The sequence below is a fragment of the Dryocola mayonis genome, from assembly GCF_051307045.1.
GTDB lineage: Bacteria > Pseudomonadota > Gammaproteobacteria > Enterobacterales > Enterobacteriaceae > Dryocola.
This window is the reverse complement of the sequence record NZ_CP150452.1, coordinates 2817001-2843630: the sequence shown is the minus strand read 5'-3', so window position 1 is coordinate 2843630 and position 26630 is coordinate 2817001. Positions and strand designations below refer to the sequence as shown.

At 55.8% G+C, this 26630-nt stretch carries 23 protein-coding genes, 3 pseudogenes and 1 riboswitch; of the genes and pseudogenes, 11 read left to right on the top strand and 15 right to left on the bottom strand.

The window, feature by feature from the left end; genetic code table 11:
- Positions 1 to 33: 33 nt before the first annotated feature.
- Positions 34 to 1347 carry a 30S ribosomal protein S12 methylthiotransferase RimO gene (rimO, locus tag WLO32_RS13750; protein ID WP_435945624.1) on the bottom strand — a complete coding sequence of 438 codons (1314 nt, stop codon included), beginning with the start codon at positions 1345 to 1347 and terminating at the stop codon, positions 34 to 36.
- Between the two features lie 210 nt (positions 1348 to 1557).
- Between rimO and WLO32_RS13745 the strand changes: the two genes are divergently transcribed.
- From WLO32_RS13745 to WLO32_RS13730, 4 genes are all read left to right on the top strand, one after another.
- Complete coding sequence (locus tag WLO32_RS13745; RefSeq protein WP_435945623.1) at positions 1558 to 1863, top strand: hypothetical protein; 306 nt, start codon at positions 1558 to 1560, stop codon at positions 1861 to 1863.
- Complete coding sequence (locus WLO32_RS13740) at positions 1847 to 3058, top strand: serine hydrolase domain-containing protein (protein ID WP_435945622.1); 1212 nt, start codon at positions 1847 to 1849, stop codon at positions 3056 to 3058. Before WLO32_RS13745 ends, WLO32_RS13740 begins: the two co-directional genes overlap by 17 nt.
- 139 nt (positions 3059 to 3197) lie before the next feature.
- The gene (locus WLO32_RS13735) at positions 3198 to 3581 is read left to right on the top strand and encodes a biofilm formation regulator BssR (RefSeq protein WP_435945621.1); all 384 of its coding nucleotides are present in this window, start codon (positions 3198 to 3200) and stop codon (positions 3579 to 3581) included.
- A gap of 108 nt (positions 3582 to 3689) precedes the next feature.
- Positions 3690 to 4808: a PQQ-dependent sugar dehydrogenase gene (locus WLO32_RS13730; protein ID WP_435945620.1), complete on the top strand. Its 1119-nt coding sequence runs from the start codon at positions 3690 to 3692 to the stop codon at positions 4806 to 4808.
- On the opposite strand, the gene WLO32_RS13725 is transcribed toward WLO32_RS13730, so the two are convergent.
- A complete protein-coding gene (locus WLO32_RS13725) occupies positions 4800 to 5426 on the bottom strand; it encodes a glutathione S-transferase family protein (protein ID WP_435945619.1) in 627 nt (208 codons plus the stop codon). The genes WLO32_RS13730 and WLO32_RS13725 overlap by 9 nt on opposite strands.
- Before the next feature lie 249 nt (positions 5427 to 5675).
- Between WLO32_RS13725 and dacC the strand changes: the two genes are divergently transcribed.
- Positions 5676 to 6884, top strand: coding sequence for a serine-type D-Ala-D-Ala carboxypeptidase (gene dacC, locus WLO32_RS13720; protein WP_435945618.1), 1209 nt, complete (start codon positions 5676 to 5678; stop codon positions 6882 to 6884).
- On the opposite strand, the gene deoR is transcribed toward dacC, so the two are convergent.
- The 3 genes from deoR to WLO32_RS13705 form a co-directional block, all read right to left on the bottom strand.
- On the bottom strand, positions 6885 to 7649 hold the full coding sequence (gene deoR / locus WLO32_RS13715; RefSeq protein ID WP_435945617.1) for a DNA-binding transcriptional repressor DeoR: 765 nt from the start codon (positions 7647 to 7649) through the stop codon (positions 6885 to 6887).
- Positions 7650 to 7745: 96 nt separating this feature from the next.
- A complete protein-coding gene (ybjG, locus tag WLO32_RS13710; protein WP_435945616.1) occupies positions 7746 to 8354 on the bottom strand; it encodes an undecaprenyl-diphosphate phosphatase in 609 nt (202 codons plus the stop codon).
- Positions 8351 to 9091, bottom strand: coding sequence for a phosphatase PAP2 family protein (locus WLO32_RS13705; RefSeq protein WP_435945615.1), 741 nt, complete (start codon positions 9089 to 9091; stop codon positions 8351 to 8353). Before WLO32_RS13705 ends, ybjG begins: the two co-directional genes overlap by 4 nt.
- Positions 9092 to 9270: 179 nt before the next feature.
- Between WLO32_RS13705 and WLO32_RS13700 the strand changes: the two genes are divergently transcribed.
- Positions 9271 to 10491 (top strand): MFS transporter, encoded by a 1221-nt coding sequence (locus WLO32_RS13700; RefSeq protein ID WP_435945614.1) that lies wholly within the window; start codon positions 9271 to 9273, stop codon positions 10489 to 10491.
- 61 nt (positions 10492 to 10552) lie between these two features.
- Here the strand turns inward: WLO32_RS13700 and metG are convergent, their stop codons facing one another.
- On the bottom strand, positions 10553 to 12586 hold the full coding sequence (gene metG, locus WLO32_RS13695) for a methionine--tRNA ligase (protein WP_435945613.1): 2034 nt from the start codon (positions 12584 to 12586) through the stop codon (positions 10553 to 10555).
- A gap of 161 nt (positions 12587 to 12747) precedes the next feature.
- Between metG and apbC the strand changes: the two are divergent.
- Positions 12748 to 13861 (top strand): annotated as a pseudogene (gene apbC / locus WLO32_RS13690) (iron-sulfur cluster carrier protein ApbC).
- A gap of 75 nt (positions 13862 to 13936) precedes the next feature.
- Here the strand turns inward: apbC and WLO32_RS13685 are convergent.
- Positions 13937 to 14359, bottom strand: a complete 423-nt coding sequence (locus WLO32_RS13685; protein ID WP_435945612.1) for a GNAT family N-acetyltransferase — start codon at positions 14357 to 14359, stop codon at positions 13937 to 13939.
- 138 nt (positions 14360 to 14497) lie between these two features.
- Here WLO32_RS13685 and WLO32_RS13680 point away from each other — a divergent pair, with 138 nt between their 5' ends.
- A complete protein-coding gene (locus WLO32_RS13680) occupies positions 14498 to 14962 on the top strand; it encodes a DUF1456 family protein (protein ID WP_435945611.1) in 465 nt (154 codons plus the stop codon).
- A gap of 104 nt (positions 14963 to 15066) precedes the next feature.
- Here WLO32_RS13680 and WLO32_RS13675 read toward each other — a convergent pair.
- The 7 genes and pseudogenes from WLO32_RS13675 to WLO32_RS13645 all read right to left on the bottom strand — a co-directional run bounded on the left by WLO32_RS13675 (position 15067) and on the right by WLO32_RS13645 (position 21712).
- Positions 15067 to 16063, bottom strand: a pseudogene (locus tag WLO32_RS13675) (hypothetical protein).
- Between the two features lie 176 nt (positions 16064 to 16239).
- Positions 16240 to 16389: a hypothetical protein gene (locus WLO32_RS13670; RefSeq protein ID WP_183042615.1), complete on the bottom strand. Its 150-nt coding sequence runs from the start codon at positions 16387 to 16389 to the stop codon at positions 16240 to 16242.
- 515 nt (positions 16390 to 16904) lie between these two features.
- Positions 16905 to 19327: pseudogene (locus WLO32_RS13665) on the bottom strand (DUF3772 domain-containing protein).
- Positions 19328 to 19728: 401 nt separating this feature from the next.
- Positions 19729 to 20097 (bottom strand): hypothetical protein, encoded by a 369-nt coding sequence (locus WLO32_RS13660; protein WP_435945610.1) that lies wholly within the window; start codon positions 20095 to 20097, stop codon positions 19729 to 19731.
- Positions 20098 to 20221: 124 nt separating this feature from the next.
- Positions 20222 to 20440, bottom strand: coding sequence for a hypothetical protein (locus WLO32_RS13655; RefSeq protein WP_435945609.1), 219 nt, complete (start codon positions 20438 to 20440; stop codon positions 20222 to 20224).
- Positions 20441 to 20507: 67 nt separating this feature from the next.
- Positions 20508 to 20681 carry a YadA-like family protein gene (locus WLO32_RS13650; RefSeq protein ID WP_435945608.1) on the bottom strand — a complete coding sequence of 58 codons (174 nt, stop codon included), beginning with the start codon at positions 20679 to 20681 and terminating at the stop codon, positions 20508 to 20510.
- Positions 20682 to 20821: 140 nt separating this feature from the next.
- On the bottom strand, positions 20822 to 21712 hold the full coding sequence (locus WLO32_RS13645; RefSeq protein WP_435945607.1) for a hypothetical protein: 891 nt from the start codon (positions 21710 to 21712) through the stop codon (positions 20822 to 20824).
- A gap of 778 nt (positions 21713 to 22490) precedes the next feature.
- Positions 22491 to 22587: riboswitch (TPP riboswitch) on the top strand.
- A 33-nt stretch (positions 22588 to 22620) separates the two neighbouring features.
- Between WLO32_RS13645 and thiM the strand changes: the two genes are divergently transcribed.
- The 3 genes from thiM to fbaB all read left to right on the top strand — a co-directional run bounded on the left by thiM (position 22621) and on the right by fbaB (position 25456).
- Positions 22621 to 23409, top strand: coding sequence for a hydroxyethylthiazole kinase (gene thiM, locus WLO32_RS13640; protein ID WP_435945606.1), 789 nt, complete (start codon positions 22621 to 22623; stop codon positions 23407 to 23409).
- Positions 23410 to 23414: 5 nt separating this feature from the next.
- Positions 23415 to 24215, top strand: coding sequence for a bifunctional hydroxymethylpyrimidine kinase/phosphomethylpyrimidine kinase (thiD, locus tag WLO32_RS13635; RefSeq protein WP_435945605.1), 801 nt, complete (start codon positions 23415 to 23417; stop codon positions 24213 to 24215).
- 188 nt (positions 24216 to 24403) lie between these two features.
- Positions 24404 to 25456: a class I fructose-bisphosphate aldolase gene (fbaB, locus tag WLO32_RS13630; protein WP_435945604.1), complete on the top strand. Its 1053-nt coding sequence runs from the start codon at positions 24404 to 24406 to the stop codon at positions 25454 to 25456.
- 37 nt (positions 25457 to 25493) lie between these two features.
- Here fbaB and yegS read toward each other — a convergent pair whose 3' ends face one another.
- Positions 25494 to 26393, bottom strand: coding sequence for a lipid kinase YegS (yegS, locus tag WLO32_RS13625; protein WP_435945603.1), 900 nt, complete (start codon positions 26391 to 26393; stop codon positions 25494 to 25496).
- Positions 26394 to 26630 lie beyond the last annotated feature (237 nt).

Here is a 26630-nt window from a genome sequence, read left to right as displayed (position 1 = left end):
GGCAAGCATGAGCGCCGCCCGCCACAAAGTCAGTTAAACCACCGCACCCCAGAGATCGTATTCATCCGCGTTTTCAACTTTAACGCGCACCACGTCGCCCGGCTTCAGCTTAGTTTCGCCATTCAGATAAACCGCGCCGTCGATTTCCGGCGCATCCGCCATGCTGCGGCCGATAGCGCCTTCCGCGTCCACCTCGTCGACGATAACCAGAATTTCGCGGCCGACTTTCTCCTGCAGGCGCTCGGCGGAAATCTGCTGCTGCAGCTGCATGAAGCGGTTCCAGCGTTCTTCTTTCACCTCTTCGGGCACCTGATCCGCCAGTTCGTTAGCCGTGGCGCCTTCAACCGGGCTGTATTTGAAGCAGCCTACGCGATCGAGACGCGCTTCCTTCAGGAAGTCGAGCAGCATCTGGAAGTCTTCTTCGGTTTCGCCAGGGAAGCCGACGATAAAGGTGGAGCGCAGGGTTAAATCCGGGCAAATCTCGCGCCACTGCTTGATGCGCTGCAGCTGGCGATCCGCGCTGCCCGGGCGCTTCATCAGCTTGAGAATGCGCGGGCTGGCGTGCTGCAGAGGAATATCCAGATACGGCAGGATCTTGCCTTCGGCCATTAGCGGAATGACGTCGTCAACGTGCGGGTAAGGGTAAACGTAGTGCAGACGCGTCCACACGCCGAGCTTAGAAAGCTGCTCGCACAGGCTGACCATGCTGGTTTTGACCGGTTCGCCGTTGTAAAAACCGGTGCGATGCTTAACGTCCACGCCGTACGCGGAGGTGTCCTGCGAGATAACCAGCAGCTCTTTAACGCCCGCGTCCACCAGGCGTTTAGCTTCGGCCAGCACGTCGCCCACCGGGCGGCTGTCGAGATCGCCGCGCATCGAAGGGATGATGCAGAAGGTGCAGCGGTGGTTGCAGCCTTCGGAAATTTTCAGGTAGGCGTAATGACGCGGGGTCAGCTTCACGCCCTGTTCCGGCACCAGGCTCAGGAACGGGTTGTGCTTAGGCTTCGGCACGTAGTGGTGAACGTGCTGTAAAACCTGCTCGTAGCTGTGGGGTCCGGTGATTTCCAGCACCTTCGGATGCACTTCGCGAATCTGATCTTCTTTGGCGCCGAGGCAGCCGGTGACAATCACTTTGCCATTTTCATTGAGCGCTTCGCCGATCGCTTCCAGCGATTCTTGTACCGCGCTGTCAATAAAACCGCAGGTGTTCACGATAACCATATCGGCATCGTCATAGCTGGGCACGACGTCGTAGCCTTCGGTGCGCAGCTCGGTGAGAATTCGTTCTGAATCGACGAGGTTTTTTGGGCAGCCGAGAGAAACAAAGCCAATACGGGGTTGATGCATGGGTGTACGCTCACAAAGTAAACAGGGAAATAAAAAACCGGGCGATTTTACACGGGTTTTGGGCAACCCACTACCAGTTGTTATCGCCGCCGGATTTTCGGCCTTTTCCCGCGCTTTGCGACATCTCTTATTTTGCTTGCCGCAGCGGTAGGCTTTATTATCACTGCCGTTTCATCCAACGATAATGACCTCATCCACAAGGATCCCTTAATGCGCAAGATTCTCGCTTTAACCGGCATGGTTGCGGCCATGCTGCTGCTGTCCGCCTGTAATGCCATCCCGACGCCGCTTAATACGCCGCCGGACACCGCGCAGAAATTTGTCTGCGGCGGTGAAAAGCTGGCGCTGGACGGCGACTATGCCTGGTATAACGGCAGGCGCTACTCCTACCAGAATATGAGCGGCGGCCAGGCGCTGTACCGCTATCACAGCAGCCAGTTTGCGGTGAAAAAAGAGGGCAACAATCGTACGCTGGTGGTGGAGCTGAGCTCGAAACCTTGTGTCGCGGCAAACTAATTTCCTGCTGACGGCGATGCTCGCCGGCCTGCTTGCGGGCTGCGGCACGCTTTCGAACGTCGCCCCCGTCGCGGAAGTGCCGCAGCGGGCGCAGCGCGCCTGCGGGGATCCCCAGCCGCGCGCTATTAATCAGTGGCTGCCGCTGATGGTTGAGCAGCATTCGCCCGGCATGGTGGTGGGCATTATCGACGCCCGCAACCAGCGCCACTACTGGCGCTATGGCGTGACGGACCGCGAGCATCGCAATCCGGTGAATGAAAATACGCTGTTTGCGGTGGGATCGCTGAGCAAGGGAATGACGGCGGAAGCCACGGCGGTGCTGGTGGCGCAGGGCCGCCTGCGCTGGTCAGATACCCTGGCAACGCTGCTGCCGCCTTCGGTCGCCCTAAGCGATGACGCGAAGAAGATTACGCTGCTGCAGCTTGTTACCCATACGTCCGGCCTGCCGCGGCAGAATATGGATTTGCCGATGCTGGCCGCGTTTGTCCGCTACCTGGGCAACGGTGAAAACTTTTACGCCCATCTCGACAGCGACGAGGTCGTTAACGATCTTGCGCACTTCGTAAAGCCGGCCGGCCATGAGCCGCGCTATTCAAACCTCGGCTACGCGTTGCTGGACTATGTGCTTAAATACCAGACCGGGCAGCGGGCGGACCAGCTGGTGGAGTCCTTGCTGTTTGCGCCGCTGGGCATTCGCAACGCAAGCTTTACGCCGCAGAAGCTGAAGGCTTACCCGCTGCGGGCGATCGGCCACGCCGGCAGCCAGCCGAAGTTTGTCCCGGCCGGGCAGGTGGTGCCGGACTGGCAGTTTACCGGCAACATGCTGGGCGCAGGCGGGCTGTACGCCGACACCGCCGATCTGCTGACGTTTGCCGCCGCGCATCTGGACAGCACGGGAAACGACCAGCTCGACCGTGCCATGCGCGACGCCATGCAGGTTTATTACCCGCGCGATAAAGAGGCGGCAAATATCGCCTGGGTAAGCGACACCTACGGCGAGCAGACCATCACCTATCAGGTGGGCTATATCGGCGGCTACTCCAGCTATATCGGTATCGACAGGCAGCATCACTTCGCCGTAGTGGTGTTGCAAAACAGCTTCACCTGGCAAAATAATCTCGGGCACAGCGTGCTGCGCCAGCTGTGGCGCGAGCAAAATACGGCCTCCGCCTGCGGCAAAACCTCTTCTCTCTGACTGCGATCCGCGCTTGCGTTTGCGCAATGTAAAGATTGTTGCGGCGGATCAAAATCAGCTGCAATAACGTCTTGCCCGGCTAAAAATTGACCATACTATTGATGGGCGTAATGGTTCACTGCATAGGGAGGATAAACGCATGTCCAGGAGTACGTTCAGGCGCGATCTTCTGCAAAAGCTGATCGTCGCGAAAATCGACCTTTCTGCTTATCTCACGCTGCGCCGGGCGAAAGGCTATATGACGATCGTCGAGAATGAACAACTGCGCGATAATCTGTTTGAACTTTGTAACGAGTATCGCGAGAAATTGCCTGAGGTGCAGGCGGCGCTTATGCCGCAGGAAATCACCTCCTTCGATCGGGGCATCGCGGCGGTTTCTTCCGCCGCCGTCTGTCTGATGACCGGACGGCATGACTGCCCGCACTATATCGCCGTCGACGCCGACAGGCTGGAAAGCTGTCTCGATCAGCTTGCGCACAGCCTCAACGGGCTGCTTGTCTGCCAGCAGGCTATCGAAGCATGACCACGGGGGAGGCCGCTCCCCCAACCGCATTTTAATATTGTGTAAAAATCCCTTGCCGGCGAAATCAGGCGGCTACCCTTATTCTGTAAACAGAAAAAGGAGACGCTTATGTCCAGGCCTTTATCCCGCTTACTTATTATCGCCGCCTTAACCTTCTCTGCGGCCGTGGTTCAGGCCGCTGAGGTGAAAGTCGAGGTGCTGCAAAGCAAACTCGATCACCCCTGGTCGCTGGCGTTTTTGCCGGACAATAAAGGCATGCTGATTACCCTGCGCGATGGACAGCTGCGCCGCTGGCAGCCGGACGCCGGGCCTGGCGATCCCATCGTCGGCGTGCCGGAGGTTTGGGCGCATGGCCAGGGCGGGCTGTTCGACGTGGTGCTGGCGCCGGATTTCGCCAGCAGCCGCAGGGTATGGCTCAGCTATGCCGAAGCCGGGGATAATGACAAAGCGGGGACCGCCGTGGGCTACGGTACGCTGAGCAGCAATTTCGAACGCCTGGAGAATTTTAAAGTCGTCTTTCGCCAGCAGCCAAAGCTCTCCACCGGCAACCACTTTGGCGGGCGCATGGTGTTTGACGGAAAAGGACATCTGTTTATAGCGCTCGGGGAGAATAACCAGCGGCCTACGGCGCAGGATCTCGACAAGCTGCAGGGAAAAGTGGTGCGTCTTAACGAAGACGGCACGGTTCCCACGGATAATCCGTTTGCCGGCAGGCAGGGCGCGCGACCTGAAATCTGGTCTTACGGACACCGTAATCCGCAGGGGCTGGCAATCAATCCTGCCGGCGGCGCGCTGTGGCTGAACGAGCACGGCCCGCGCGGCGGCGACGAAATTAATATCGTGCAGGCGGGCAAAAACTACGGCTGGCCTCTTGCGACCTGGGGGATTAACTACAGCGGGCTGCCGATTCCGGAAGCGAAAGGCGAAATCGTCGCCGGCACCGAGCAGCCGAACTATTACTGGAAGGTTTCTCCGGCGGTGAGCGGCATGGCGTTCTACAGCGCGGATAAATTCCCGCAGTGGAAGGGGAAGCTGTTTATCGGCGCGCTCAAGGAGAAAAACCTGATTGAGCTGACCCTCAGCGGCGACAAGGTGACCGGCCAGCAGCGTTTACTGGGCGATCGTAAACAGCGCATTCGTGACGTGCGCGTCGGCCCGGACGGTTATGTTTACGTCCTGACCGACGAGTCTGACGGGCAGTTGCTGAAGCTCAGCCCGTCAGCTTAACGGAATCATCACCACTTTGCGGAACGCCGGGCGCTGGGTCAGCTGCTGATACCAGCGCCGCAGATGAACGTGCGCGCCCCATTTCACGTCAAGATTTAGCAGCGCATAAACAGATGGCCCCAGCGCGATATCCGCAGGCCCAAACTCTGTGCCGTCAAACCACGTCTGCTTCGCCAGTTCGGCGTCCAGAATGCTAAACAACGCGTCGCACTGCGCAATGCTTTCCGCAATGAGCTTCTGGTCGCGCTGTTCCGGGGCGGTGCGCACAAGGCCCATAAAGACGCCGCGGTACGGAATCACCAGGGTCGATGCCGCCCAGTCCATCCATTTCTCGCCGTATGCGCGCGTTGCGGGATCGCTGGTCCACAGCGAATCCTGGCCGTATTGGGCCGCCAGGTAACGCACTATGGTATTGGACTCCCACAGCGTCAGGTTTGTCGCCTCATCGTGAATACAGGGCACCAGCGCGTTGGGGTTCATCGCCAGGTAGTCGGCATCGTGCGTTTTACCAAACTTCCCGCCGGCCGGAATGGAAAGGTACTGCTGGCCCAGCTCTTCCAGACACCACAGAACCTTCTTCACATTGGTCGAATTCTCTCTGCCCCAAACGGTTATCATATTTGCTCCTGATAGATGCGTGCGCGTTATGGTCGGTATGTCGGTGGTTTAAGAAAACACCTTTTACCCCGCCAGGCCATAAAAAAATAAGCCAGACGGCGGCAGGCGGGGCAAATTTCGAATAAACTTAACAAACTTTACCAACACTATATTTCTTTAAGTGAATTCGCACGCTAGCTTACTTACAACTTGAAATGCGAAGTGACGGCGCGCGTCGTGACTTTTTTGAATGGATACTCGGGTGGTTTTATGAAGAGTTTGCTAATCCCTGCGTCGTTACGGGCCCTGCTTGCAGGTTCGACCCTTCTGCTGCTGGCGGCTCCGGCTGTCGCGGCTGAACAAACAACGGCAAACGCGCCGCAGATTGACGCCAGAGCCTGGATTTTAATGGATTACGCCAGCGGCAAAGTGCTGGCGGAAGGCAACGCCGACGAAAAGCTCGATCCGGCAAGCCTGACCAAATTAATGACCAGCTACGTGGTCGGGCAGGCGCTGAAAGCGGAAAAAATCCACCTTACCGATATGGTCACCATCGGCAAGGATGCATGGGCAACCGGCAACCCGGTGCTGCGTGGCTCCTCGCTGATGTTCCTCAAGCCTGGAGATTTAGTTTCGGTGGAGGACCTGAACAAAGGGGTGATTATCCAGTCGGGCAACGACGCCAGCATCGCCATCGCCGATTACGTGGCCGGCAGCCAGGACTCCTTTGTTAGCCTGATGAACAACTACGCGCAAAAACTCAACCTCACCAGCACCACCTTTAAAACGGTACACGGCCTGGACGCGCCGGGGCAGTTCAGCACCGCGCGCGATATGGCGCTGCTCGGCAGGGCGCTGATTCACGATGTGCCGGAAGAGTACGCCATTCACAAAGAAAAAGAGTTCACCTTCAACAAAATCAAGCAGCCAAACCGCAACCGCCTGCTGTGGAGCTCAAACCTTAACGTAGACGGCATGAAAACCGGCACGACGGCCGGGGCGGGCTATAACCTGGTCGCCTCCGCCACCCAGGGCGATATGCGCCTGATTTCCGTGGTTCTCGGCACCAAAACCGACCGCATTCGCTTTAACGAAAGCGAAAAGCTGCTGACCTGGGGTTTTCGCTTCTATGAAACCGTAACGCCAATCAAGCCGGACGCCACTTTCGTGACGCAGCGCGTATGGTTCGGGGACAGTAACGAGGTGAAACTTGGCGCCGGCGAAGGTGGCTCGGTCACTATCCCGCGCGGCCAGCTGAAAAACCTGAAGGCAAGCTTCACGCTGAACGAGCCGCAGCTCACCGCTCCGCTGAAAAAAGGCCAGGTGGTGGGCAACATCGACTTCCAGCTCAACGGCAAATCCATCGAACAGCGTCCGCTGATGGTGATGGAGGCCGTGGAAGAGGGCGGCTTCTTCAGCCGGATGTGGGACTTCGTGCTGATGAAATTCCACAGCTGGTTCGGCAGCTGGTTCTCCTGATTACCAAATCAGCTTGACGTTCTGCGCCGCGGCGTAATCCACAAACTCCGCGGCGGGTTTTTCATTGCTGATAATGCTGTGAAACGACGACAGCGGCCCCATGCAGGCCGGCCGCACCTTGCCGAACTTACTGCTATCCACCACCAGCACGCACAGCTGCGACATTGAAAGCGCCCAGTGTTTTACCGGCAGCTCATCAAGGTTAAAACAGGTCGCGCCGTGACGCGTGTGCAGGCCCGCCGCCGAGAAAAAGGCGATATCCGGGCACAGATTGCGCAAACATTCCTGAAAGTTAATCGGCTTGAAAATCGCATTGCTGGCGTGAAATTCGCCGCCGCTTAAAATAACGCGGCAGTTGGGTTTGTCCTGCAGGGCGAGAAAGGTATTCAGGGAATAGCAAACGCCGGTGAACGTCAGCTCGTCATCCAGCGCTTCAATGATGTACGGCGTAGTGGTGCCGCAATCAAAAAACACCGTCTGATGCGGGCGGATCGTCGCCGCCGCCAGCCGCGCGGCCCGGCGTTTTTCTTCAATCTGGCGGGTCTTCTGGTCGCTCAGTAAATAGTGGCTGGCGGTTGAGCTGCGCGGCTCGAGCACCACATAGCCGCCCAGCAGCATAACGGGCGCGGATTCGCTATTCAGATCGCGGCGGATGGTCATTTCCGACACGCCCAGCAGGGCGGCTGCGTCCTTCAGGTGAATTTTATCGCTGCGTTTTAACGCCTGAATCAGGCGATTGATGCGTTCGTCGCGCCGGGTTTCCATAATGCCTTCTGCACATTCATATTCTCCCGCCCAAAGGGGCGGGAGTCAGAACGAGGGGAATGAATAAGTTAACGCATATTACCTGCGCCAAAACGCTTAGTCACGCACCCAGCCCTTACGAATAAACAGCGCGAAGCAGAAGCGGTGCGCCTGGTGCAGGCGCTTATAAATCTGCGCCCCCCAGAGGTTCCATACCATTTGCGCCAGCCCGCACGAACACAGGCCCACCAGCAGGCCGCCCAGCATATCCAGCGGCCAGTGGACGCCCAGATACACCCGCGACCAGGCGATCGCGCAGGCGAGGGTAAACAGCACCACGCCGGACCACAGGCGATGCCAGAAGCCGAAAGCCAGCGCGCAGGTGAAGATAACCGTGCCGTGGTCGCTCGGATAAGAGTCATCCGGGGCGTGGTGCAGGAAGTTGTAGCCGATACCCTCAACAAACGGGCGATCGTGCGGGAACAGATGCCCGATAATCCATGACAGGGAGACGCTGATAACGATGGCCACCGCGGTTTTAATCACCGTTTCGCGCTGGGCGGCGATCTGTTGACGCTGGCCCCACAGCCAGAGAACCACAATCAGCAGCGGCACGATGTTGATAAGATCCCTGGCGATAAAAATGGCCATTCTGATTATCCATTCCGGCGAGGCCGGGGTGGCGTTAATCAGCAAAAAGAGCGTCTGGTTGAGTTGTTCCATCATACCGTTTTTGGTTCCTTAACTATCCAGGTGGAGACGATGCCGTACCCCACTAACTGCGTTAACCATACCCACCAACCTGCCCACAGGTTGTGGCTGAAAAAGTGCGCGCCGCGCATCACCTGGCCGTAGCCCATAGCGAGCCCGAGCGCTATGCCGCCTGCCAGGCAGCACCATGCGAGGGCCGGACGCTCGCGGTAGAACAAAAAGAACAGCGCCATAACGGCAAAGCCGCTCGAAGCGTGACCGCCCGGGAAGCAGCGTCCGGGGCCGCTGTCCGCCGGCGCCTGGCCGAACAGCGGGTAAGAAACCGCTTTGCCGCCGTACTCCAGCAGATCCCACGGGCAGGAGTGGTGGCTGGTCGCCTTCAGGATGCCCACCGTCAGGGCGCCCAGCCCAAACAGCACGGCGACCGTTACCAGGCGCGGCTGACGGCGAATCAGCCCATAAAGCAGGCCGAGCGCGCCGCCGGCAATCACCATGTCCTTCAGCAGCCGATGGTTAAGCAGATCCAGCAGATGATTCTTCTGCAACGGAAAACTATGGCTTGCTGCGTCATACCAGTAGCCGGTAATCAGCCTGTCCAGGCCTTCGTTGCGCGACAGCCAGCTAAACACGGCCGCAAGCACCGTCAGGCTGAGTAACTGATAAAGGTAAAAGCGCGTCGGCAGGCGGTAAAGCGGGTTTGTCTTAATTACCGCATCGCTAACCGCTAAGCGGGGATTGTCCTGGGCAGCCATAGCAATATTTTTAAAGAGGAAAAATGCAGCATACGCAGGCGATATTAAGAAAACCTTAAACAACACGCCGGTTGGGCTCTATCCGCCCGCGTCAGCCATAATTCACTATCTACGGCGCGGGCAATTTATTAAACTGCGCGTGATTTTCTTTTCTTCAAGTCATATCTCTTGAGTAACTCATGCAAAATAACAAACGACTTGGTCGCCAGGCGCTGCTGTTCCCGCTGTGCCTGGTGCTGTATGAATTTTCAACCTATATCGGCAACGATATGATCCAGCCGGGCATGCTGGCGGTCGTCGAGCAGTACAACGCCGGCATCGAGTGGGTGCCGACCTCAATGACGGCCTACCTGGCGGGCGGGATGTTTTTACAGTGGCTGTTAGGGCCGCTCTCCGACCGCATCGGCCGCCGTCCGGTAATGCTGACCGGCGTGGTGTGGTTTATCCTCACCTGCCTTGCCACGCTGCTGGCGCAGAATATCGAGCAGTTCACCTTCCTGCGCTTTTTGCAGGGCATCAGCCTGTGCTTTATCGGCGCGGTGGGGTATGCGGCGATCCAGGAATCGTTCGAGGAGGCGGTGTGCATTAAAATCACCGCGCTGATGGCCAACGTAGCGCTGATCGCGCCGCTGCTCGGGCCTTTGGTGGGCGCGGCCTGGGTGCATTACGCGCCGTGGGAAACGATGTTTATCCTCTTCGCGGTGCTGGCGGCCATCTCCTTCTTTGGCCTGCATAAAGCCATGCCGGAAACGGCGACGCGGCTGGGCGAGAAGCTTTCGTTAAAACATCTCGGCCATGACTATAAGCTGGTGCTGAAAAACGTCCGTTTTGTGGCGGGCTCGCTGGCGACAGGCTTTGTCAGCCTGCCGCTGCTGGCGTGGATCGCCCAGTCGCCGGTGATTATCATCAGCGGCGAGAAGCTCAGCGCCTACGAATACGGCCTGCTGCAGGTGCCGGTCTTCGGCGCGCTTATTCTCGGCAACCTCGTGCTGGCCCGCTTAACCTCGCGGCGCAGCATCCGCTCGCTGATTATTCTTGGCGGCTGGTGGATTATGCCGGGGCTGTTGGTTGCGGCGGCGGCAACCGTGGTTTCGTCGCATGCCTATCTGTGGATGACCGCGGGCCTGAGCCTGTACGCCTTTGGCATCGGTCTTGCCAACGCCGGGCTGGTGCGTCTGACCCTGTTCGCAAGCGAAATGAGCAAAGGGACGGTGTCGGCGGCGATGGGGATGCTGCAGATGCTGATTTTCACCGTAGGCATCGAGGTGAGCAAACATGCTTATCTGCACGGCGGCAGCGGCCTGTTCAGCCTGTTTAACCTGCTGGGCGGCGCGCTGTGGCTGGGGCTGATGTTTGTGTTCCTGCGCGATAAGCGGGTAGGGAACCAGACGGACGTTTGAGCATTGCGAATGCGCCATCCGACGTGTAAAAAAAGACCCCGGCTTGCCGGGGTCTTTTTTGTTACTTAACGGCCATTCCCGGCTGCGCGCCGCTGTCCGGGCTTAGCAGGAAGATGTCTTTCCCGCCCGGGCCTGCGGCCATCACCATGCCTTCAGAAATGCCGAAGCGCATTTTGCGCGGCGCAAGGTTTGCCACCATTACCGTCAGGCGGCCTTCCAGCTTCTGCGGGTCCGGGTAGGCGGAGCGGATGCCGGAGAACACGTTGCGCTTCTCGCCGCCGAGATCCAGCGTCAGGCGCAGCAGCTTGTCGGAACCTTCGACAAACTCCGCTTTTTCGATCAGCGCGATGCGCAGATCTACTTTGGCGAAGTCATCAAAAGCGATGGTTTCGCCAATAGGATCGTCCGCCAGCGGGCCGGTCGCCGGAGCGGCTGCGGCTTTAACCTCTTCTTTAGAGGCTTCGACCAGCGCTTCAACCTGCTTCAAATCGACGCGGTTATACAGCGCCTTAAAGTTATTGACCTGATGGCTAAGCAGCGGCTGCTGGATAGCATCCCAGCTCAGCTCGGTATTGAGGAAGGCTTCGGCGCGTTCGGCAAGCGTCGGCAGCACCGGCTTCAGCCAGGTCATCAGCACGCGGAACATGTTGATGCCCATGGTGCAGATGGACTGCAGCTCGGCGTCGCGGCCTTCCTGTTTTGCCACAACCCACGGCGCCTGCTCGTCAACGTAGCGGTTCGCCACGTCGGCCAGCGCCATGATTTCGCGCACCGCGCGGCCAAACTCGCGGCTTTCCCAGGCCTCGCCGATGCCTGCTGCGGCATCGGTAAAGGTTTTGTACAGCGCCGGATCGGCGATTTCCGCGGAAAGCTGGCCGTCGAAGCGTTTAGCGATAAAGCCCGCGTTGCGGGAGGCCAGGTTTACCACTTTGTTGACGATGTCGCTGTTTACGCGCTGCACGAAGTCTTCCAGATTCAGGTCGATGTCGTCGATGCGCGAAGAGAGCTTCGCGGCGTAGTAATAGCGCAGGCTGTCGGCGTCAAAGTGGTTCAGCCAGGTGCTGGCCTTAATGAAGGTGCCGCGAGATTTGGACATCTTCGCGCCGTTTACCGTCACGTAGCCGTGCACGAACAGGTTGGTCGGCTTGCGGAAGCCGCTGCCTTCCAGCATCGCCGGCCAGAACAGGCTGTGGAAGTAGACGATATCTTTGCCGATGAAGTGGTACAGCTCGGCGGTGGAGTCTTTTTTCCAGTATTCGTTGAAGCTTTCCGTATCGCCGCGCCTGTCGCAGAGGTTTTTGAACGAGCCCATATAGCCGATCGGCGCGTCCAGCCAGACGTAGAAGTATTTGCCCGGCGCGTTCGGGATTTCAAAGCCGAAGTACGGCGCATCGCGGGAGATATCCCACTGTTGCAGACCGTGCTCGAACCACTCCTGCATTTTGTTCGCCACCTGCTCCTGCAGGGCGCCGGAGCGGGTCCAGGCCTGCAGCATTTCGCTAAACGACGGCAGGTCGAAGAAGAAGTGTTCGGAATCACGCATTTCAGGCGTCGCGCCGGACACTACGGATTTCGGGTCGATAAGCTCGGTCGGGCTGTAGGTCGCGCCGCACACTTCGCAGTTATCGCCGTACTGATCCGGGGATTTACATTTCGGGCAGGTGCCTTTCACGAAGCGGTCCGGCAGGAACATGCCTTTTTCCGGATCGTAAAGCTGGGAGATGGTGCGGTTTTTAATAAAGCCGTTCTCTTTCAGGCGGCCGTAGATAAGCTCCGACAGCTCGCGGTTTTCGTCGCTGTGCGTGGAGTGATAGTTGTCGTAGCTGATGTTAAAGCCGGCAAAATCAGTCTGATGCTCCTGGCTCATCTCGCCGATCATCTGCTCAGGGGTAATGCCTAACTGCTGTGCTTTCAGCATGATAGGGGTGCCGTGGGCGTCGTCCGCGCAGATGAAGTTGACCGTGTTGCCGCGCATTCGTTGGTAACGGACCCAGACGTCAGCCTGAATGTGCTCCAGCATGTGACCGAGGTGGATTGAGCCGTTAGCGTACGGAAGTGCGCACGTTACCAATATTTTTTTCGCGACATGAGCCATAGTAGGAATTGCATCTTCGATAGAGAAAAGGGCTTTGATGTTAACCGAAAGCCCGCCCTGCGGTAAACCACACAAGGCGCACAAGGAAATTTTATCGCCCCTTACGCCTTCTGGTATGCTTAGCACACTGCAATGTACGATAAAAAACATAAGGAGTCGGGATGAGCTCTCTATCCCAGGCAAGTAAGTCCCCGGAGCAGCTACGCGCTATGGTCGCCGGGACGCTGGCCAATTTTCAGCACCCAACCTTAAAGCACAACCTCACCGCGCTTAAAGCCCTGCACCATGTCGCCATGCTCGACGACACGCTGCACGTGGAGCTGCTGATGCCGTTCGTGTGGCGAAGCGGCTTTGAAGCGCTGCAGGAACAGTGCAGCTCGGATTTATTGCGTATCACCGGCGCGAAGGCCGTGGACTGGAAACTCAGCCACAGCATCGCCACCTTAAAGCGCGTGAAAAACCATCCGGGCATCAACGGCGTAAAAAACATTATCGCCGTGAGCTCGGGTAAAGGCGGGGTAGGGAAGTCGAGCACCGCGGTTAACCTGGCGCTGGCGCTGGCGGCCGAAGGGGCGAAAGTGGGCATTCTGGATGCGGATATCTACGGCCCGTCCATTCCCACCATGCTCGGCGCCGAGCACGAACGTCCGACTTCGCCGGACGGCACGCACATGACGCCAATCTCCGCGCACGGCCTTGCGACCAACTCCATCGGCTATCTGGTTACCGATGAAAACGCCATGGTGTGGCGCGGGCCCGATGGCGAGCAAGGCGCTGATGCAGATGCTGCAGGAAACCATGTGGCCGGAGCTGGATTATCTGGTGATAGATATGCCGCCGGGCACCGGCGACATTCAGCTGACCCTTGCGCAAAATATTCCGGTAACGGGAGCGGTGGTGGTTACCACGCCGCAGGACATCGCGCTCATCGACGCCCGTAAAGGCATTGTGATGTTCGAAAAAGTCGAGGTGCCGGTGCTGGGCATCGTTGAGAATATGAGCATGCACATCTGTAGCAACTGCGGCCATCACGAGCCGATTTTCGGCACCGGCGGCGCGCAGAAGCTGGCGGAGCAGTATCACGTCGCCCTGCTGGGGCAGATGCCGCTGCATATCACGCTGCGTGAAGACCTGGACGCCGGAAAGCCGACGGTAATCAACCGGCCGGACAGCGAGTTCACCGCCATTTATCGCCAGCTCGCAGGGCGCGTAGCGGCGCAGCTTTACTGGCAGGGTGAGGTCATTCCTGCGGATATCGCTTTCAGAGCCGTGTAATCCTCCTTTGGCGGATGGCGCTTGCGCTTATCCGCCTTATCCATTGAGCGCCCGGCGGCAAAGCTCCCTCCGCGCTCAAACCAAAAAGTGCATCAGGAAATATTCTCCGTCCGGCCCTTCGCCGCGCGCTTCAATCCGCCAGCCGTGCCGCTGGTAAAACTTCTGCGCGTGCAGATTCTTCACCAGGCATTTCAGCGCGCCCGTGCTGCTAAATTCCGCCTGCACTTTTTCCAGCAGGGCATGGCCGACGCCCCGTCCGGCGTATTCCGGCGCGACAAACAGGTTATGCAGGAAGTTATTGTTCACCTGGACTGCGGCAAAACCCAGCCGGTGCCCGTCCTCTTCGGCTACCCAGATTTGTTCATCTTTGGTCGCCTCGTCGAAATCCTCCAGCCGCCAGCTACTGCCGTCCAGCCACGGCCAGGCTTCGCGCCGGGCATGCAGATACAGCGTTCTTAAAAAGGGACGATCGCTTTCGTTCCAGCAACGAATTATCACGAAGACTCCTTGCGGTTTTCACCCGCTAAAATCCCTGAAAGAGGCATTGGGGCTAAAAGCGGTGTAGTTTTTATTTCATTACGGCGGCATCCCGATATACTGCCCGCTTTTCGAGAGTTTGAACGAGAGATATCCACCATGATGAACAACGACGTATTACGCAGCGTGCGCTACATGCTGAACCTGAACAACGATGACATGGTGAAAATATTCGCCCTGACCGATACCGCAGTGACCACGGAGCAAATCGTCACCTGGACCAAAAAGGAAGATGAGGATAAATTCAAGCTCTGCCCGGATATCCTGATGGCAAACTTCTTAAACGGCCTGATCTATTTCCGCCGTGGCAAAGACGAAAGCAAACCGGCGCCGAAAACCGAACGTAAGATGACCAATAACATCATCCTGAAAAAGCTGCGCATCGCCTTCGACCTTAAAAGCGACGACGTGCTGGAAATCCTCTCTTCACAAGAGTTCCGCGTCTCCATGCCGGAAATTACCGCCATGATGCGTGCGCCGGAGCATAAGAATTTCCGCGAATGCGGCGACCAGTTCCTGCGTTATTTCCTGCGTGGCTTAACTGCGCGGGTTCAGAAGAAGTAATCTTTTGCGGCGGAGCGGCGTGCGGACGGTGAAAGAGCAGGGCGGGTAAGCAATATGCCACCCGCCCTTTGAAACCGCTTTATATCAGGTTTCTGTGCATGTTTTTATAAAGGACGATCTGTCGTCACCACCACCTCTGGCTGTGAACGGCGGCCAAACATCCCCATCGCGCCGGCAAGAACAGCCTCAATGATGAGCATGAAGAAGGAGAACCAGCTCGCTTTTGCGGTGGCCGCAGCGGCTTTATCTGCTGCTTCACGCGCTTTTTGCTCGGCTTCTTTCTTCAGCTCTTCATATTTAGCCCGTGCGGCCTGATAGTTTTTCTCGGTCTGATCGACTATCTGTTCGGCTTCGGCATCCGATTTACCCGTTCTGGCGATAATAATATTTTTTAACGCCTCACGGTCGGCCCGCCTGGAAGGTGCTGTCATTCCTCGCGGCAAGGCCTTTAATAAAGCTGCCGATATCGCCTCCCTGATTTAGCTGACTCTGCGCCTGGTTGCCTTCGCTTTGCGCCTGGTTTTTTAATGCTTCTGGCTGCAGTTCCGGCTTGCCGGTCTGCCGCAGGGTGGTTTCAAGCTCATTTTGCAGGCTATCGAGATTGATATTATTTTCGTCAAGCTTATCTTTCGCCATTCTTGTTACCGAAGGCGCGACTGCGGAAATTCCGCTGCCCAGGGTTTGCAGGCCCGCGCCGGCAATATTTGCGGCGCCGCTTAGCGCGCTATTGGCCAGTGAAATAAGGAACCAGGTACAAACCAGAGTATTTACGCCAAACATCAGCACGCCGTGCAAGGCGCCTTCACGATGCGCCAGGCGTCCGCTGATATATGCCCCGGCCGCGATGGAAATTAACATGCTTAAACCGGTCCAGATGGCGGCACCTGTTGCAATGCCGTCCAGCGGGTTTTGTTCTTTTAACGGATCGATTGTCGTTGTGCCAATTGCCGTCCCCAGAATAGCGAGCAGCAAATAAACCACCATAGAAGTAACTACGCCGGCAAAAATAGCACTCCAGGAAATACGTTTTAACGGCAGGTAATTATGCCTGGCATAGGCAAGGTCATAATCTCTGTTATCTGGAGTTTGATGATCTATCATGACAGATCTCCCTATTTTCAGCTTGGAAAGTGAGGATGGAAAAGGATGTGTAAAATTAAAATCTAGTCCTTAATTTAAATTCTGTGAAGGACCGTCTGGAAAATTAAAACTTAAAGCCGCCGGAGAACTGATCTAATTCCTAAAGAGCATTTCATCCCTGCGGCTTATCAAATTAACTATAATGGCCTTACAGGATCGCCAGGTTCAATAATCTCGTCTGGGTCTTCTGGATCGAAATCATCCGGTAAAGGTTCCTCATCGTCAGGCACGCGAGGAACAGGTTCATCATCAGGAAGCGGATCAACGAAATCAGGACGTTCGGACATAAAAACCTCCAGCTAAAACCTGCGTTCATTCGGCTAATCAAAACTCATTTCTGGTTTTGTTTAGGTTTCTTGTCATCATCTTTAGGCGTTTTTTTCGGGGTCTTCGGCTGATCTTTTGAAACCTGCAAAATAATGTTTTTCATCATAAACTCCGCTAGGGTAAGTAGCATTTTGCTACCCTCGAAGTATAGTTATTTACCCTTATTACCGCGAGCGAAGCGGCATAGCTGTCGGCGGCGTTAAGCTGCTATAAATTTAAAAAGGGTTGTAAAATCAAAGGCGAGTTATAAATAAAAATCCGATAATATATCCGCTTCGCCAGTTTAATTAACGGTTTCTTGCTGCGGTCAGCGTCGCGCTGAGCATTTTTATCACGGAAGCAGGTTATGCGTGGGTAATAATATTTGTTGTGGCGGGCTTGCGTATTCCAGGCATCCTTAAGCGCTTTTTACATTTTTAACGGTGATGTTCGAAAAAAACGGGTCACGGCCTGTAATCTGCCGTGACCCGGGGCGTTATTCTTTCGCTGTCAGCCTGTTTGCGGGCCGGTCGATAATCATCGTCTGCGTCTGGCTAAGGCTGATATCCGCCTCGCGCAGCATCTTGAGGATTTCATACAGCAGGTCGCTGCGCGTTGAGCTAACCATGCGCGGGCTGTTCACATAGCCGGTCACGCTCAGCACAATGCCGGTTGGTCCCAGCTCTTTAAAGCTCACCGATGGCGCCGGGGTTTCCAGAATAGATTCATGCAGGTTATAGGGCCCTCAAGCAGTAAATTGCGCACCTGCTCGGGGTCGATATCCAGCGGGAAGGTCAGCGTGATAGTTGCCACGCCCTGCGCGTTGCCCATAGTGGCGTTGCGCACGTTCTGCGAAATAAGCTGTGAATTCGGTACGATGACCGTGGATTTATCGCCGAGCTGAATTTCCGTGGCGCGCACGTTGATGCGGCGAATATCGCCCTCGACGCCGCTGATGCTGACCAAATCGCCCACTTTTACCGGCCGTTCGGTGAGCAGAATAAGACCGGAGATAAAGTTCTTCACAATCTCCTGCAGGCCAAAACCGATACCTACCGACAGGGCGCTGACGATCCACGCAAGCTTGTTCCACTCAATGCCCAGCATCGAGAGCGTCAGCATGATGATAAGCACATAGCCTACGTTGGTAAACAGGGTGACCAGCGAGGCGCGCAGGCCTCTGTCCATCATAGTTTTCGGCAGAAAATCGTTATCCAGCCAGCGACGCGTGGAGCGCAGCATATACCAGCCGATCGCCAGGCACAGCAAGGCGTTGACCGCATGGGCCGGGATGATGTTCATCCCTTCGAGCCCTTTACCGCCCCAGATATCGACAATTTTATTCAGCAGTTCCAGCGGCGTCGTGGTGCCGAAGGTGCCGTTAAGCAGCGCAACGGCGGCCATCAGCAGCAGGGCGGTTTTGCCCACGGCGGATAACAGGGTGGAAGCGAGCGACAGGTGACGATCGTTAACGCTCAGCGTGCTTTTCAGGATTTTGCCGCTGTGGGTGGTCGGGGAGAACGCGCTTTCGCATAAATCCACCACGAAGTGGATAAGCAGATACAGGCAGCTCACCACCAGGCCAATCCACAGTAGCTCGAAGGTCACAAAACGCGCCAGCGGAATGTAGCCGATGAGCAGCGCCATCAGGATCACGAAAGCCGTCAGGCTGATAATAAGGTGGATAATGCCGGCAAGCGTCGAGCGCGCCTCGGTTTGCACGCCGTCCGCGCGCATTTTACGGCGCATGCGGTTAACGCGGATAGGGGCGACGAGGCAGTTAATGGCGACCAGCAGCGCCGACAAACCGTTACCGAACAGGGTGGCGTCGATGCTGGCACCGACCAGCGCGTTAAGCTGTTCGATGATGCCGAAAATAAAGATAAAGGTCGCCAGCAGGATAGGGAACGAGGCCAGCGTTTTGGCCAGCGGATCGGCAATGCCCGGCAGACGCCAGGAAGGATGGCGGTTGGACAACAGCGCAATCCCCAGGCCGGCGATGATCGCCGAGAAATAGGTCAGCTCGACAAGCTGCTCGGCAAACTCGAGCACCTGCGCGGAGGTGTCCGGCAGGCGCGTGAAAATATAGCACAGCAGCTGCATGCTGATACCCAGCGTCAGCATGGTGCTCAAGGTGGTGAAGCAGGCGAGGAAGCTGCGGCGGAAACGTCCCTGCGGCAGCCAGCGCGGCAGGATCCAGTTAATCGGCATGTCCAGCGCCCGGCGCCCGAACAGGCCGATGCCAAGCGCGAGCAGCAGATAGAAGCCGGTGCCGAAACGCCATTCTTCATCCCATGCCTGGCTCCAGGCATCGCTAACCTGTGAACCAAAGTCGCTAAAGCGGCCGGCGTCTTTATCACTCGGGTCAAGAAGCGGCGTCCAGAACTTCTCGCTCAGAATGCTGCCGGTGTTAAGGGCTATCTGCGTTTTCAGCGCGTCGCGGCGCAGGCCGGAGATTTGTGCCGACAGGTTTTGCGCGCCAACGGCGATAGCCCTGGTTTGCTCAATTTGCGTGGTAAGAAGGGTTTTGCTGTTGTTTAGCTGCTTACGCTGGCTGATAACCTGCGGGGTTTCCGTCAGCGTGCCGGGGGCCGGCGCCGGGCCAAGGACGTCCAGCTGGGCCTGAACCTGCGTCAGCTGGGGGGCGAGCGCCACGGCCAGCTTATCGGCATCGCTGACGAGCTTCTGCGCGTCGTCGTTCAGGGTGGTGAACTGCTTGTCGGCCTTCGCGGCGGAAACGCGCTGTTTTAACGAGTCCAGTCGTTTTTGCAGCGCCGGCAGCTCGGCGCTGGCGTTAACTTTTACCGGTTTTTCAACCTCGGTTTGCCCTGTGCTTTCATCCGCCTGAGACACAAACGGTGTAAACATCAGACAGGACAACAATGCCAGTAACAACGGCACTCTTAACATTTTTTGCATAGCAGATGGTACCCAGGAATTCGAAAGTAACGAGTTGAAAGCAACCGGCTAAGGATACCCGTTATTTACAGGAAAAATAGCTCTCTTTGTCTGACTCAGCTTGTGTTGGCGAAGGGTTACTCATAAGGAGATGTACAAACCGCGATGCGGCGGTTTCAAAGGGGCGTTTACAAGGCTGAAACGGCGCCATGAGCGAAAGCATTATCCCGCAGCGTTTAATATTGAAGCGGTTAAGCAGGCCGTTAAGGCTGGTCATTCTGCGTCCAGCCCGGCTGCGGCCGTTATCGGCCTGTTCCTGCAACAAAACCATCCCTGGTTAAGCAGATTTGGCAGACAGAAAGTCTGAACCAGGCAAATATGTTGATTAAGCTTTTATTTTTTTAGAGACGAAATCTAAAAAATTATTTTGCGTAACCTTTGAATACGTCATTTTCCAACACTGCTATTTTCTGATTTTTATAGGTGATGATTTTATAGATGCCCTGTTGCCAGGTTGCGCCATCGCTGCCGTTTTCAACTAATGAAGCCGGCTTGCCGTCAACCTTCACCCCTTCATTCTGTTTCCATTCGATTTTCATTCCGTCGTAATGCTTGACGATCGTTTTATTTTTATGAGGAGCGGTAGCGGCGGCAGTGTTACATTGCCCGTTGGCTTCCTGCACCTGCGTACAGCCCGATTTAGCTAACTCATCACGATGAGAGTGGCTAATAGCGAAAGCGTTGCTCACCATGAGTGAAGAAACAGCTACGGCAAGGAATAATTTTTTCATAACATCACCTCTATAATCTGATAACTTTCTAATATTAGTAGAACGGCTCTGTGCGGGAAAACGCCTGACACGTTCAAATAACCGGCAACAGAATTTCCTGTTGTTAATTTTTTATGCAAAAACCCTAATTATTAGGTTGTTTGTGCTCTGCCTCATCCAATGCTTTAGCGCTATTTTTTAATGCTTGTTTCTGGTAAACAGTTTCCATTGCCGTTTGGCGATCCATGTCTTTCGCATAACAGGTATCAATGCTAACGCCTAAACTCTGACATTTAGCTAATCTATCCGCTTGAGTTGTACAGCCACTTAACAGAATTACAGCTACGCAAATAAACTTTTTCATTTAAAGTCTCTAACGTTAATGATGAATTAAGCTTCCGGATAAATTGCAGGAGCAGAATTAAAAGCGTTTACCAGCCTACGGCTGCGGAAACAGCAACCACAGCATCGCCATTAGATGTATCAGCAGCAGAAATAGTCGCGGCCGCGTTATCTGCAAACTTATGACGATAACCGAGCGCATAGCCTTGCGAATCTTTAAAATCAGCGGCGCCGACGGCTACGCTATTATCGGTGTTTTCCACATAGTGCAATCCAGCGATAGCGCCCACGCCCGCAATCCCGCTACGGTATTCTTTACGATCGTCTGATTGCTGTTTTTCAATATCAGAGAAGCGGCTGTTGGTGCTTTGTTCAAAAGATTGTTGGCGACTGGCAATGTTGCTTACCGCATGAGAAGCGGCGAGGACGGGCGCCCGCGAGCTTGATTAGAGACGCCGTTGTTAGCGTAAGTGGTAACAGGCTGCGTCTGTTTAACCAGCGTCGCAGGCTTAGCTACTTTAACAAGCGCTGATTGCTTCTGTATTACAACAGCACGATAGCTGCTCGCGATGACAGAAGGTGCTTTATCTACAGCGTTTTTATGTTGAGCATTCAGCTCGTTAGCTTTCATAGCGCTTGCGTTTAGGCTGGGAACCGCCACAGGCTGAGCAAGCTTAGGCGGCGCAATTAATGAACGTTGCGCGTTGAGCTCAATAGCTTTCATCAGGGTAGCGTCTATGCCAGGGGTTTTAGCTACCGGCACAGGTACGCTTTGCGCTGGCATCACCGGGGCAATAATGGGTTTACCGGTCGGATCATTTTTAGTTATTTTTTCAGGTACGGCTATAACAGGCGTCATTGGGGTTTTCTGCACAACCTGAGCCGGAGCATTAACATGCTGATCGTCCACCACAGTAGCGGTTTTCATCATCGAAGGGGCCTGTTGAGCGCCTTGTGTTACCTGGGGTTGGGTAGCCACGCCGGTTGAATAGGTCCAGTTGCGGTTAGTACCGGTTTGTGCAAAACGGTTTTCATGGCTCAGATCTTCAGCAGCCTGGTTATTATTGTTTTGGTTACTCAGGTCGATAGTGTACTTATAACCCATCTCCGCCTCATACTGGCGTGCCTGATTACGTTCGCCTTCATCCATGCGATCCCACTCTTTTTGCGCCTCAGCAAAACTAGTGTGATTCGCCACCAGGTTATCAATAAAGCTGACGCCATCAGCATGGGCGAAAGAAGACACGGCAGATAAAACAGCAATAGCAACCATAGATGTAACACGAGATTTCATTTTCAAAACTCACAATGAATTAAGGGACTTTGTGGTTAAACGCAATAAAACGTTTCGCTTTAAAACCTGTTAACCGAATACATATAAACCTGAATTAATAAATTTCATATGAAAGTTCATCCTTAATTTCATTCGAAATAACCCTCTATAATTAATACCCCAAAGTGGGTATTAATTACTTATAAAGGAGGTGGTCATCCTGCCTGGCGACACGGTTTTTATAATTTATGAAAGATTAAAAAAGATACTTTTTGCAAACCAAATGAATATTGATTTTGAGCCGTTACTATCACTTTTAATAATCTTCCCAGTATTGATCCGGATCAACCTTTAGCATTAATGGCTAAAGCGCCCTGAAGCAATAAACCCGCCTGAAAACGTTAGGTTTGTTATATGGATGTGAAAGAGATTTATAAAGAAAGATACTTATTTAAATAATATGTATTGTTCCTGGTGGTTTAATTGTTGACGTGTCATGTTTACTGTGCTGGCTGGGGTTATTTCAGCGGATACTAAATTAAAGGGAAAAGATTTCTCCAGGAATAATCCTCAAATCATATAACTTACAGGCGGCTTCATTTATGGTTGCCTGGTCTTAACGGATTAAAAATCCGCTTGGGTTATCAGGCCAATAACAGGCAAGGAATTAAAAGAGAACGATAAAGAGTATCAATAACTTCTTTTATCTGCTTTATCCTGATGGCGCCGCTGACCGGAAAGGCGGGCTTGCGTCAGCAGGCGACTTCCCCTAATCTGGCAAAAAGTAAAGAGATTCAAACTACATGACTCGGGGTGCCCTTCCTTGTGAAGGCTGAGAAATACCCGTACCACCTGATCTGGATAATGCCAGCGTAGGGAAGTCAGATGCCTGTCCGGCATCCCTTCTTCACGCCGGACAGGAGCCCGTAATGCAACCTGACCTGTTACCCGGCCATCGCGCCGCGTCCGTTCTGCGCAACCTGCGCCTTTCTTCCCCCTTGGTTCACTGTATGACTAACGACGTGGTGCAAAACTTCACCGCCAACGTTCTGCTTGCCCTCGGCGCGTCGCCGGCGATGGTGATTGAGCCTGAAGAGGCCGCGCAGTTTAGCCCGCTGGCCGACGCGCTGCTGATTAATATCGGCACGCTGACCGCGCAGCACGGCGGTGCAATGCTTGCTGCTGTTCATGCGGCAAATGAATCGTCCACTCCATGGGTGCTCGATCCCGTAGCCGTCGGCGGCCTTACTTTTCGCACTCGATTCGCGCATGACGTTCTGTCTTTGCGCCCCGCGGCCATTCGCGGCAACGCTTCCGAAATCCTCGCGCTGGCGGGAGTGGTGGCGGGTGGACGAGGTGTGGACAGCACCGCCGACGCATTAAGCGCCTTACCGGCAGCGCGGCAGCTTGCGCAGCAAACCGGCGCGGTTGTGGCCGTCACCGGCGAACTTGACTACGTGACGGATGGCAGCAGTTCATGGGCGATTGCCGGCGGGGGCGCTTTGATGACGCGCGTGGTCGGCACCGGCTGCGCGCTTTCCGCGGTGGTCGCCGCCTGCTGTTCGCAGCCCGGTTCCCGGCTGGATAACGTTGCTTCCGCCTGCCGCTTGATGAAACTGGCCGGCGAGCAGGCGATTGCCGCCGGTCGTGGTCCCGGCAGCTTTAGCCCGGCGTTTCTGGATGCGCTTTATCTTCTCAATGAGGAGGCGCTGGCATGAAGGGCATGAAAAGAATCAATGCGTTAACCATCGCCGGCACCGATCCAAGCGGCGGCGCCGGGATTCAGGCCGATCTGAAAACCTTCTCGGCGTTAGGCGCTTACGGCGCCAGCGTGATTACCGCGCTGGTGGCACAGAATACGCGCGGCGTGCAGTCGGTTTACCGCATTGAACCCGACTTTGTCGCCGCCCAGCTCGACTCGGTTCTGAGCGATGTGCGGATCGATACCATCAAAATTGGCATGCTGGCAGAAACGGATATCGTTGAGGCGGTGGCCGAACGCCTCGCCTTTTACCAGGCGCAAAACGTGGTGCTGGACACGGTCATGCTGGCGAAAAGCGGCGATCCGCTGCTTGCTCCCCGTGCGGTGGAAAGCCTGCGCCGCCGTTTACTGCCGCAGGTGGCGCTGATTACGCCAAACCTTCCCGAGGCGGCGGCGCTGCTTGACGCGCCGCATGCCCGCAACGAACGCGAAATGAAAGAGCAGGGCGATGCGCTGTTGGGCATGGGATGCCGGGCCGTGCTGATGAAAGGCGGGCATCTGGATGACGCTGAAAGCCCTGACTGGCTGTTTACCCGCGAAGGCGCGCAGCGTTTTACCGCGCCGCGCGTGCAAACGCGAAATACCCACGGTACGGGCTGCACGCTTTCTGCCGCGCTGGCCGCCCTTCGACCACGTTACGGCGACTGGCCGCAAACCATCCTCGCGGCGAAAAAATGGTTGTCCCGGGCGTTAGAAGAGGCCGATTCGCTGGAGGTGGGGCAGGGTATCGGTCCGGTGCATCATTTTCATGAGTGGTGGTGAGGGCGATAAAGAGCTTTTACGCCGTGGCCGCTTAGCGTTACAAAACGACGCAGGCTGAAAGTGCTGCCGAAGGTGGCGAAGGCTGCAAGTCGCGACCAGGATTATGTCTGCCCCTGCGCGCCATGCGCCGAGGGCCTGGAATCTTATCCTCTGCGGGCAGCCCGCCCGCAGACTTACGGGAGCATATTATGACTGATATTACGCAGTTGCTTGGCAAAGACGCCGACGGCTTATTACAGCATCGTTGTATGACTATTCCTGCAGACCAGCTGTACCTGCCCGGCGCGGATTATGTGGACCGGGTTATGATCGACAATAATCGCCCGCCTGCGGTGCTACGAAATATGCAGACGCTGTATAACACCGGGCGGCTGGCGGGAACCGGCTATCTTTCCATTCTGCCGGTTGACCAGGGCGTGGAACACTCTGCGGGCGCGTCTTTTGCGGCCAACCCGCTCTACTTCGACCCGAAAAATATCGTTGAGCTGGCCATTGAGGCGGGCTGTAACTGCGTGGCGTCCACCTACGGCGTGCTGGCTTCGGTTTCCCGTCGCTACGCCCACCGCATTCCTTTCCTCGTTAAGCTTAACCATAACGAAACGCTGAGCTATCCCACCACTTACGATCAAACGCTGTATGCCAGCGTCGAGCAGGCTTTCAATATGGGGGCCGTGGCGGTCGGCGCGACGATTTACTTTGGCTCGCCTGAGTCGCGCCGCCAGATTGAAGAGATTTCCAGCGCCTTTGAACGCGCGCATGAGCTGGGCATGGTCACCGTGCTGTGGGCCTATTTACGTAACCCGGACTTCAAAAAGGACGGCGTGGATTACCATGTAAGCGCCGATCTGACCGGACAGGCGAACCACCTGGCCGCCACCATCGGCGCGGATATCGTGAAGCAGAAAATGGCTGAAAACAACGGCGGCTATAAGGCGGTTAACTTCGGCTATACCGACGATCGCGTCTACAGCAAGCTAACCAGCGATAACCCAATCGACCTGGTTCGTTATCAGCTGGCCAACTGCTATATGGGCCGCGCCGGGTTGATTAACTCCGGCGGCGCGGCGGGCGGAGAAACCGACCTTGCCAACGCGGTACGCACCGCGGTTATCAACAAACGCGCGGGCGGCATGGGGCTGATTCTGGGCCGTAAGGCGTTTAAAAAGTCCATGTCCGAAGGCGTGAAGCTGATAAACGCCGTACAGGATGTTTACCTGGATACGAAAATTAGCATCGCTTAGCGCTGTGTTCGCCCCGTACGGCCGTTGTCGCCTCGCCTTAGCCGAGCAGCGGGCAGTTTGGTGGCAAACGGCAGCGCAGGGCGTTCGGGTGAACGTCGATGCGAAACTCGCGTCCCTTCAACGGCTCGCCGTCGAGATTAAAGGTTATTTCGTGCGGCGCGCTGATTTCAAACCATGAGGACTGCCCGTCGATAATGTTTGGGTTTTCCTCCGGGCGGGTAAGGGTGGATAACAAAGCCGGCAGCAGCTCTTCGCCGGTAAAAATGCGCAGATCCAGCAGCCCGTCATTAATGAGCGCCTGCGGACACAGCTGTTGCCCGCCGCCGGCCTGACGACCGTTGCCGATACCTATTACCAGCGCATCGCCTTCCCAGGAGAAATTCTCGCCGCGGATTTCGCAGCGGTCGGGCTTTAGCGTGTCGATACGCAGCAAGCCGTGGATAAAATAAGAGGCGCCGCCGAGCGCTGCCTTCAGCTTTTCCGGCGTTTCGGTCGTGATGCGCGTACCGAAACCGCCTGTCGCCATATTCAGAAAGAATGCCGTTTTGTTGACCGCCACCAAATCAATATCAAAGGCGCGGCCGACCATGGCCAGCTGCAGGGCCTTATCCAGCTCGACGGGAATACCGATGCTGGTGGCAAAATCATTTGCCGTGCCCAGCGGTAAAATACCCAGCGCGGGGCGGTTAGCCTGCTCGCGTTGCGCCAGGGCCGTCGCCACTTCATTAATGGTGCCGTCGCCGCCGCCGGCAACGACGGTTTCCACGCCGAGCTCAATGGCTTCATCCACATAGCGGGCGGCATCGCCCTCTTCCCAGGTGACGCGTATATGCAGCGTATAACCTTCTTCGCGCATTACGGCGATGGCACTACGCAATTCAGGAAGATTGGCGCCCTTGCCGTTTAGGATCACAAGCGTGACCGGAAACTTCTCCATGGTTTACCTCAGGAATATCGATAGTGAAGAAAGTGTATCGCATCAACGGTAAGGGAGGGTAAGAACGCGCTGAATTAGCGACAAAAAAAGAAGGCCTGCGCAAGGGAGATTGCGCAGGCCAAGGAGGTGGTTCCTGGTACAACTAGCATTTATGGGTTATGTTTTTCAGCCCGCGCATCATACCCAACTCAAGCCGAGCGGTGTGTGATCGATTTCTAAGAATTATCCCGGTGCGAA

Coding starts and splice junctions, on each gene's coding strand:
- rimO (WP_435945624.1), bottom strand. CDS start 1,347: ATGCATCAACCCCGTATTGGCTTTGTTTCTCTCGGCTGCCCAAAAAAC.
- WLO32_RS13745 (WP_435945623.1), top strand. CDS start 1,558: ATGCGCAAGATTCTCGCTTTAACCGGCATGGTTGCGGCCATGCTGCTG.
- WLO32_RS13735 (WP_435945621.1), top strand. CDS start 3,198: ATGTCCAGGAGTACGTTCAGGCGCGATCTTCTGCAAAAGCTGATCGTC.
- WLO32_RS13730 (WP_435945620.1), top strand. CDS start 3,690: ATGTCCAGGCCTTTATCCCGCTTACTTATTATCGCCGCCTTAACCTTC.
- WLO32_RS13725 (WP_435945619.1), bottom strand. CDS start 5,426: ATGATAACCGTTTGGGGCAGAGAGAATTCGACCAATGTGAAGAAGGTT.
- dacC (WP_435945618.1), top strand. CDS start 5,676: ATGAAGAGTTTGCTAATCCCTGCGTCGTTACGGGCCCTGCTTGCAGGT.
- deoR (WP_435945617.1), bottom strand. CDS start 7,649: ATGGAAACCCGGCGCGACGAACGCATCAATCGCCTGATTCAGGCGTTA.
- ybjG (WP_435945616.1), bottom strand. CDS start 8,354: ATGATGGAACAACTCAACCAGACGCTCTTTTTGCTGATTAACGCCACC.
- WLO32_RS13705 (WP_435945615.1), bottom strand. CDS start 9,091: ATGGCTGCCCAGGACAATCCCCGCTTAGCGGTTAGCGATGCGGTAATT.
- WLO32_RS13700 (WP_435945614.1), top strand. CDS start 9,271: ATGCAAAATAACAAACGACTTGGTCGCCAGGCGCTGCTGTTCCCGCTG.
- metG (WP_435945613.1), bottom strand. CDS start 12,586: ATGGCTCATGTCGCGAAAAAAATATTGGTAACGTGCGCACTTCCGTAC.
- WLO32_RS13680 (WP_435945611.1), top strand. CDS start 14,498: ATGATGAACAACGACGTATTACGCAGCGTGCGCTACATGCTGAACCTG.
- WLO32_RS13670 (WP_183042615.1), bottom strand. CDS start 16,389: ATGTCCGAACGTCCTGATTTCGTTGATCCGCTTCCTGATGATGAACCT.
- WLO32_RS13660 (WP_435945610.1), bottom strand. CDS start 20,097: ATGAAAAAATTATTCCTTGCCGTAGCTGTTTCTTCACTCATGGTGAGC.
- WLO32_RS13655 (WP_435945609.1), bottom strand. CDS start 20,440: ATGAAAAAGTTTATTTGCGTAGCTGTAATTCTGTTAAGTGGCTGTACA.
- WLO32_RS13645 (WP_435945607.1), bottom strand. CDS start 21,712: ATGAAATCTCGTGTTACATCTATGGTTGCTATTGCTGTTTTATCTGCC.
- thiM (WP_435945606.1), top strand. CDS start 22,621: ATGCAACCTGACCTGTTACCCGGCCATCGCGCCGCGTCCGTTCTGCGC.
- thiD (WP_435945605.1), top strand. CDS start 23,415: ATGAAAAGAATCAATGCGTTAACCATCGCCGGCACCGATCCAAGCGGC.
- fbaB (WP_435945604.1), top strand. CDS start 24,404: ATGACTGATATTACGCAGTTGCTTGGCAAAGACGCCGACGGCTTATTA.
- yegS (WP_435945603.1), bottom strand. CDS start 26,393: ATGGAGAAGTTTCCGGTCACGCTTGTGATCCTAAACGGCAAGGGCGCC.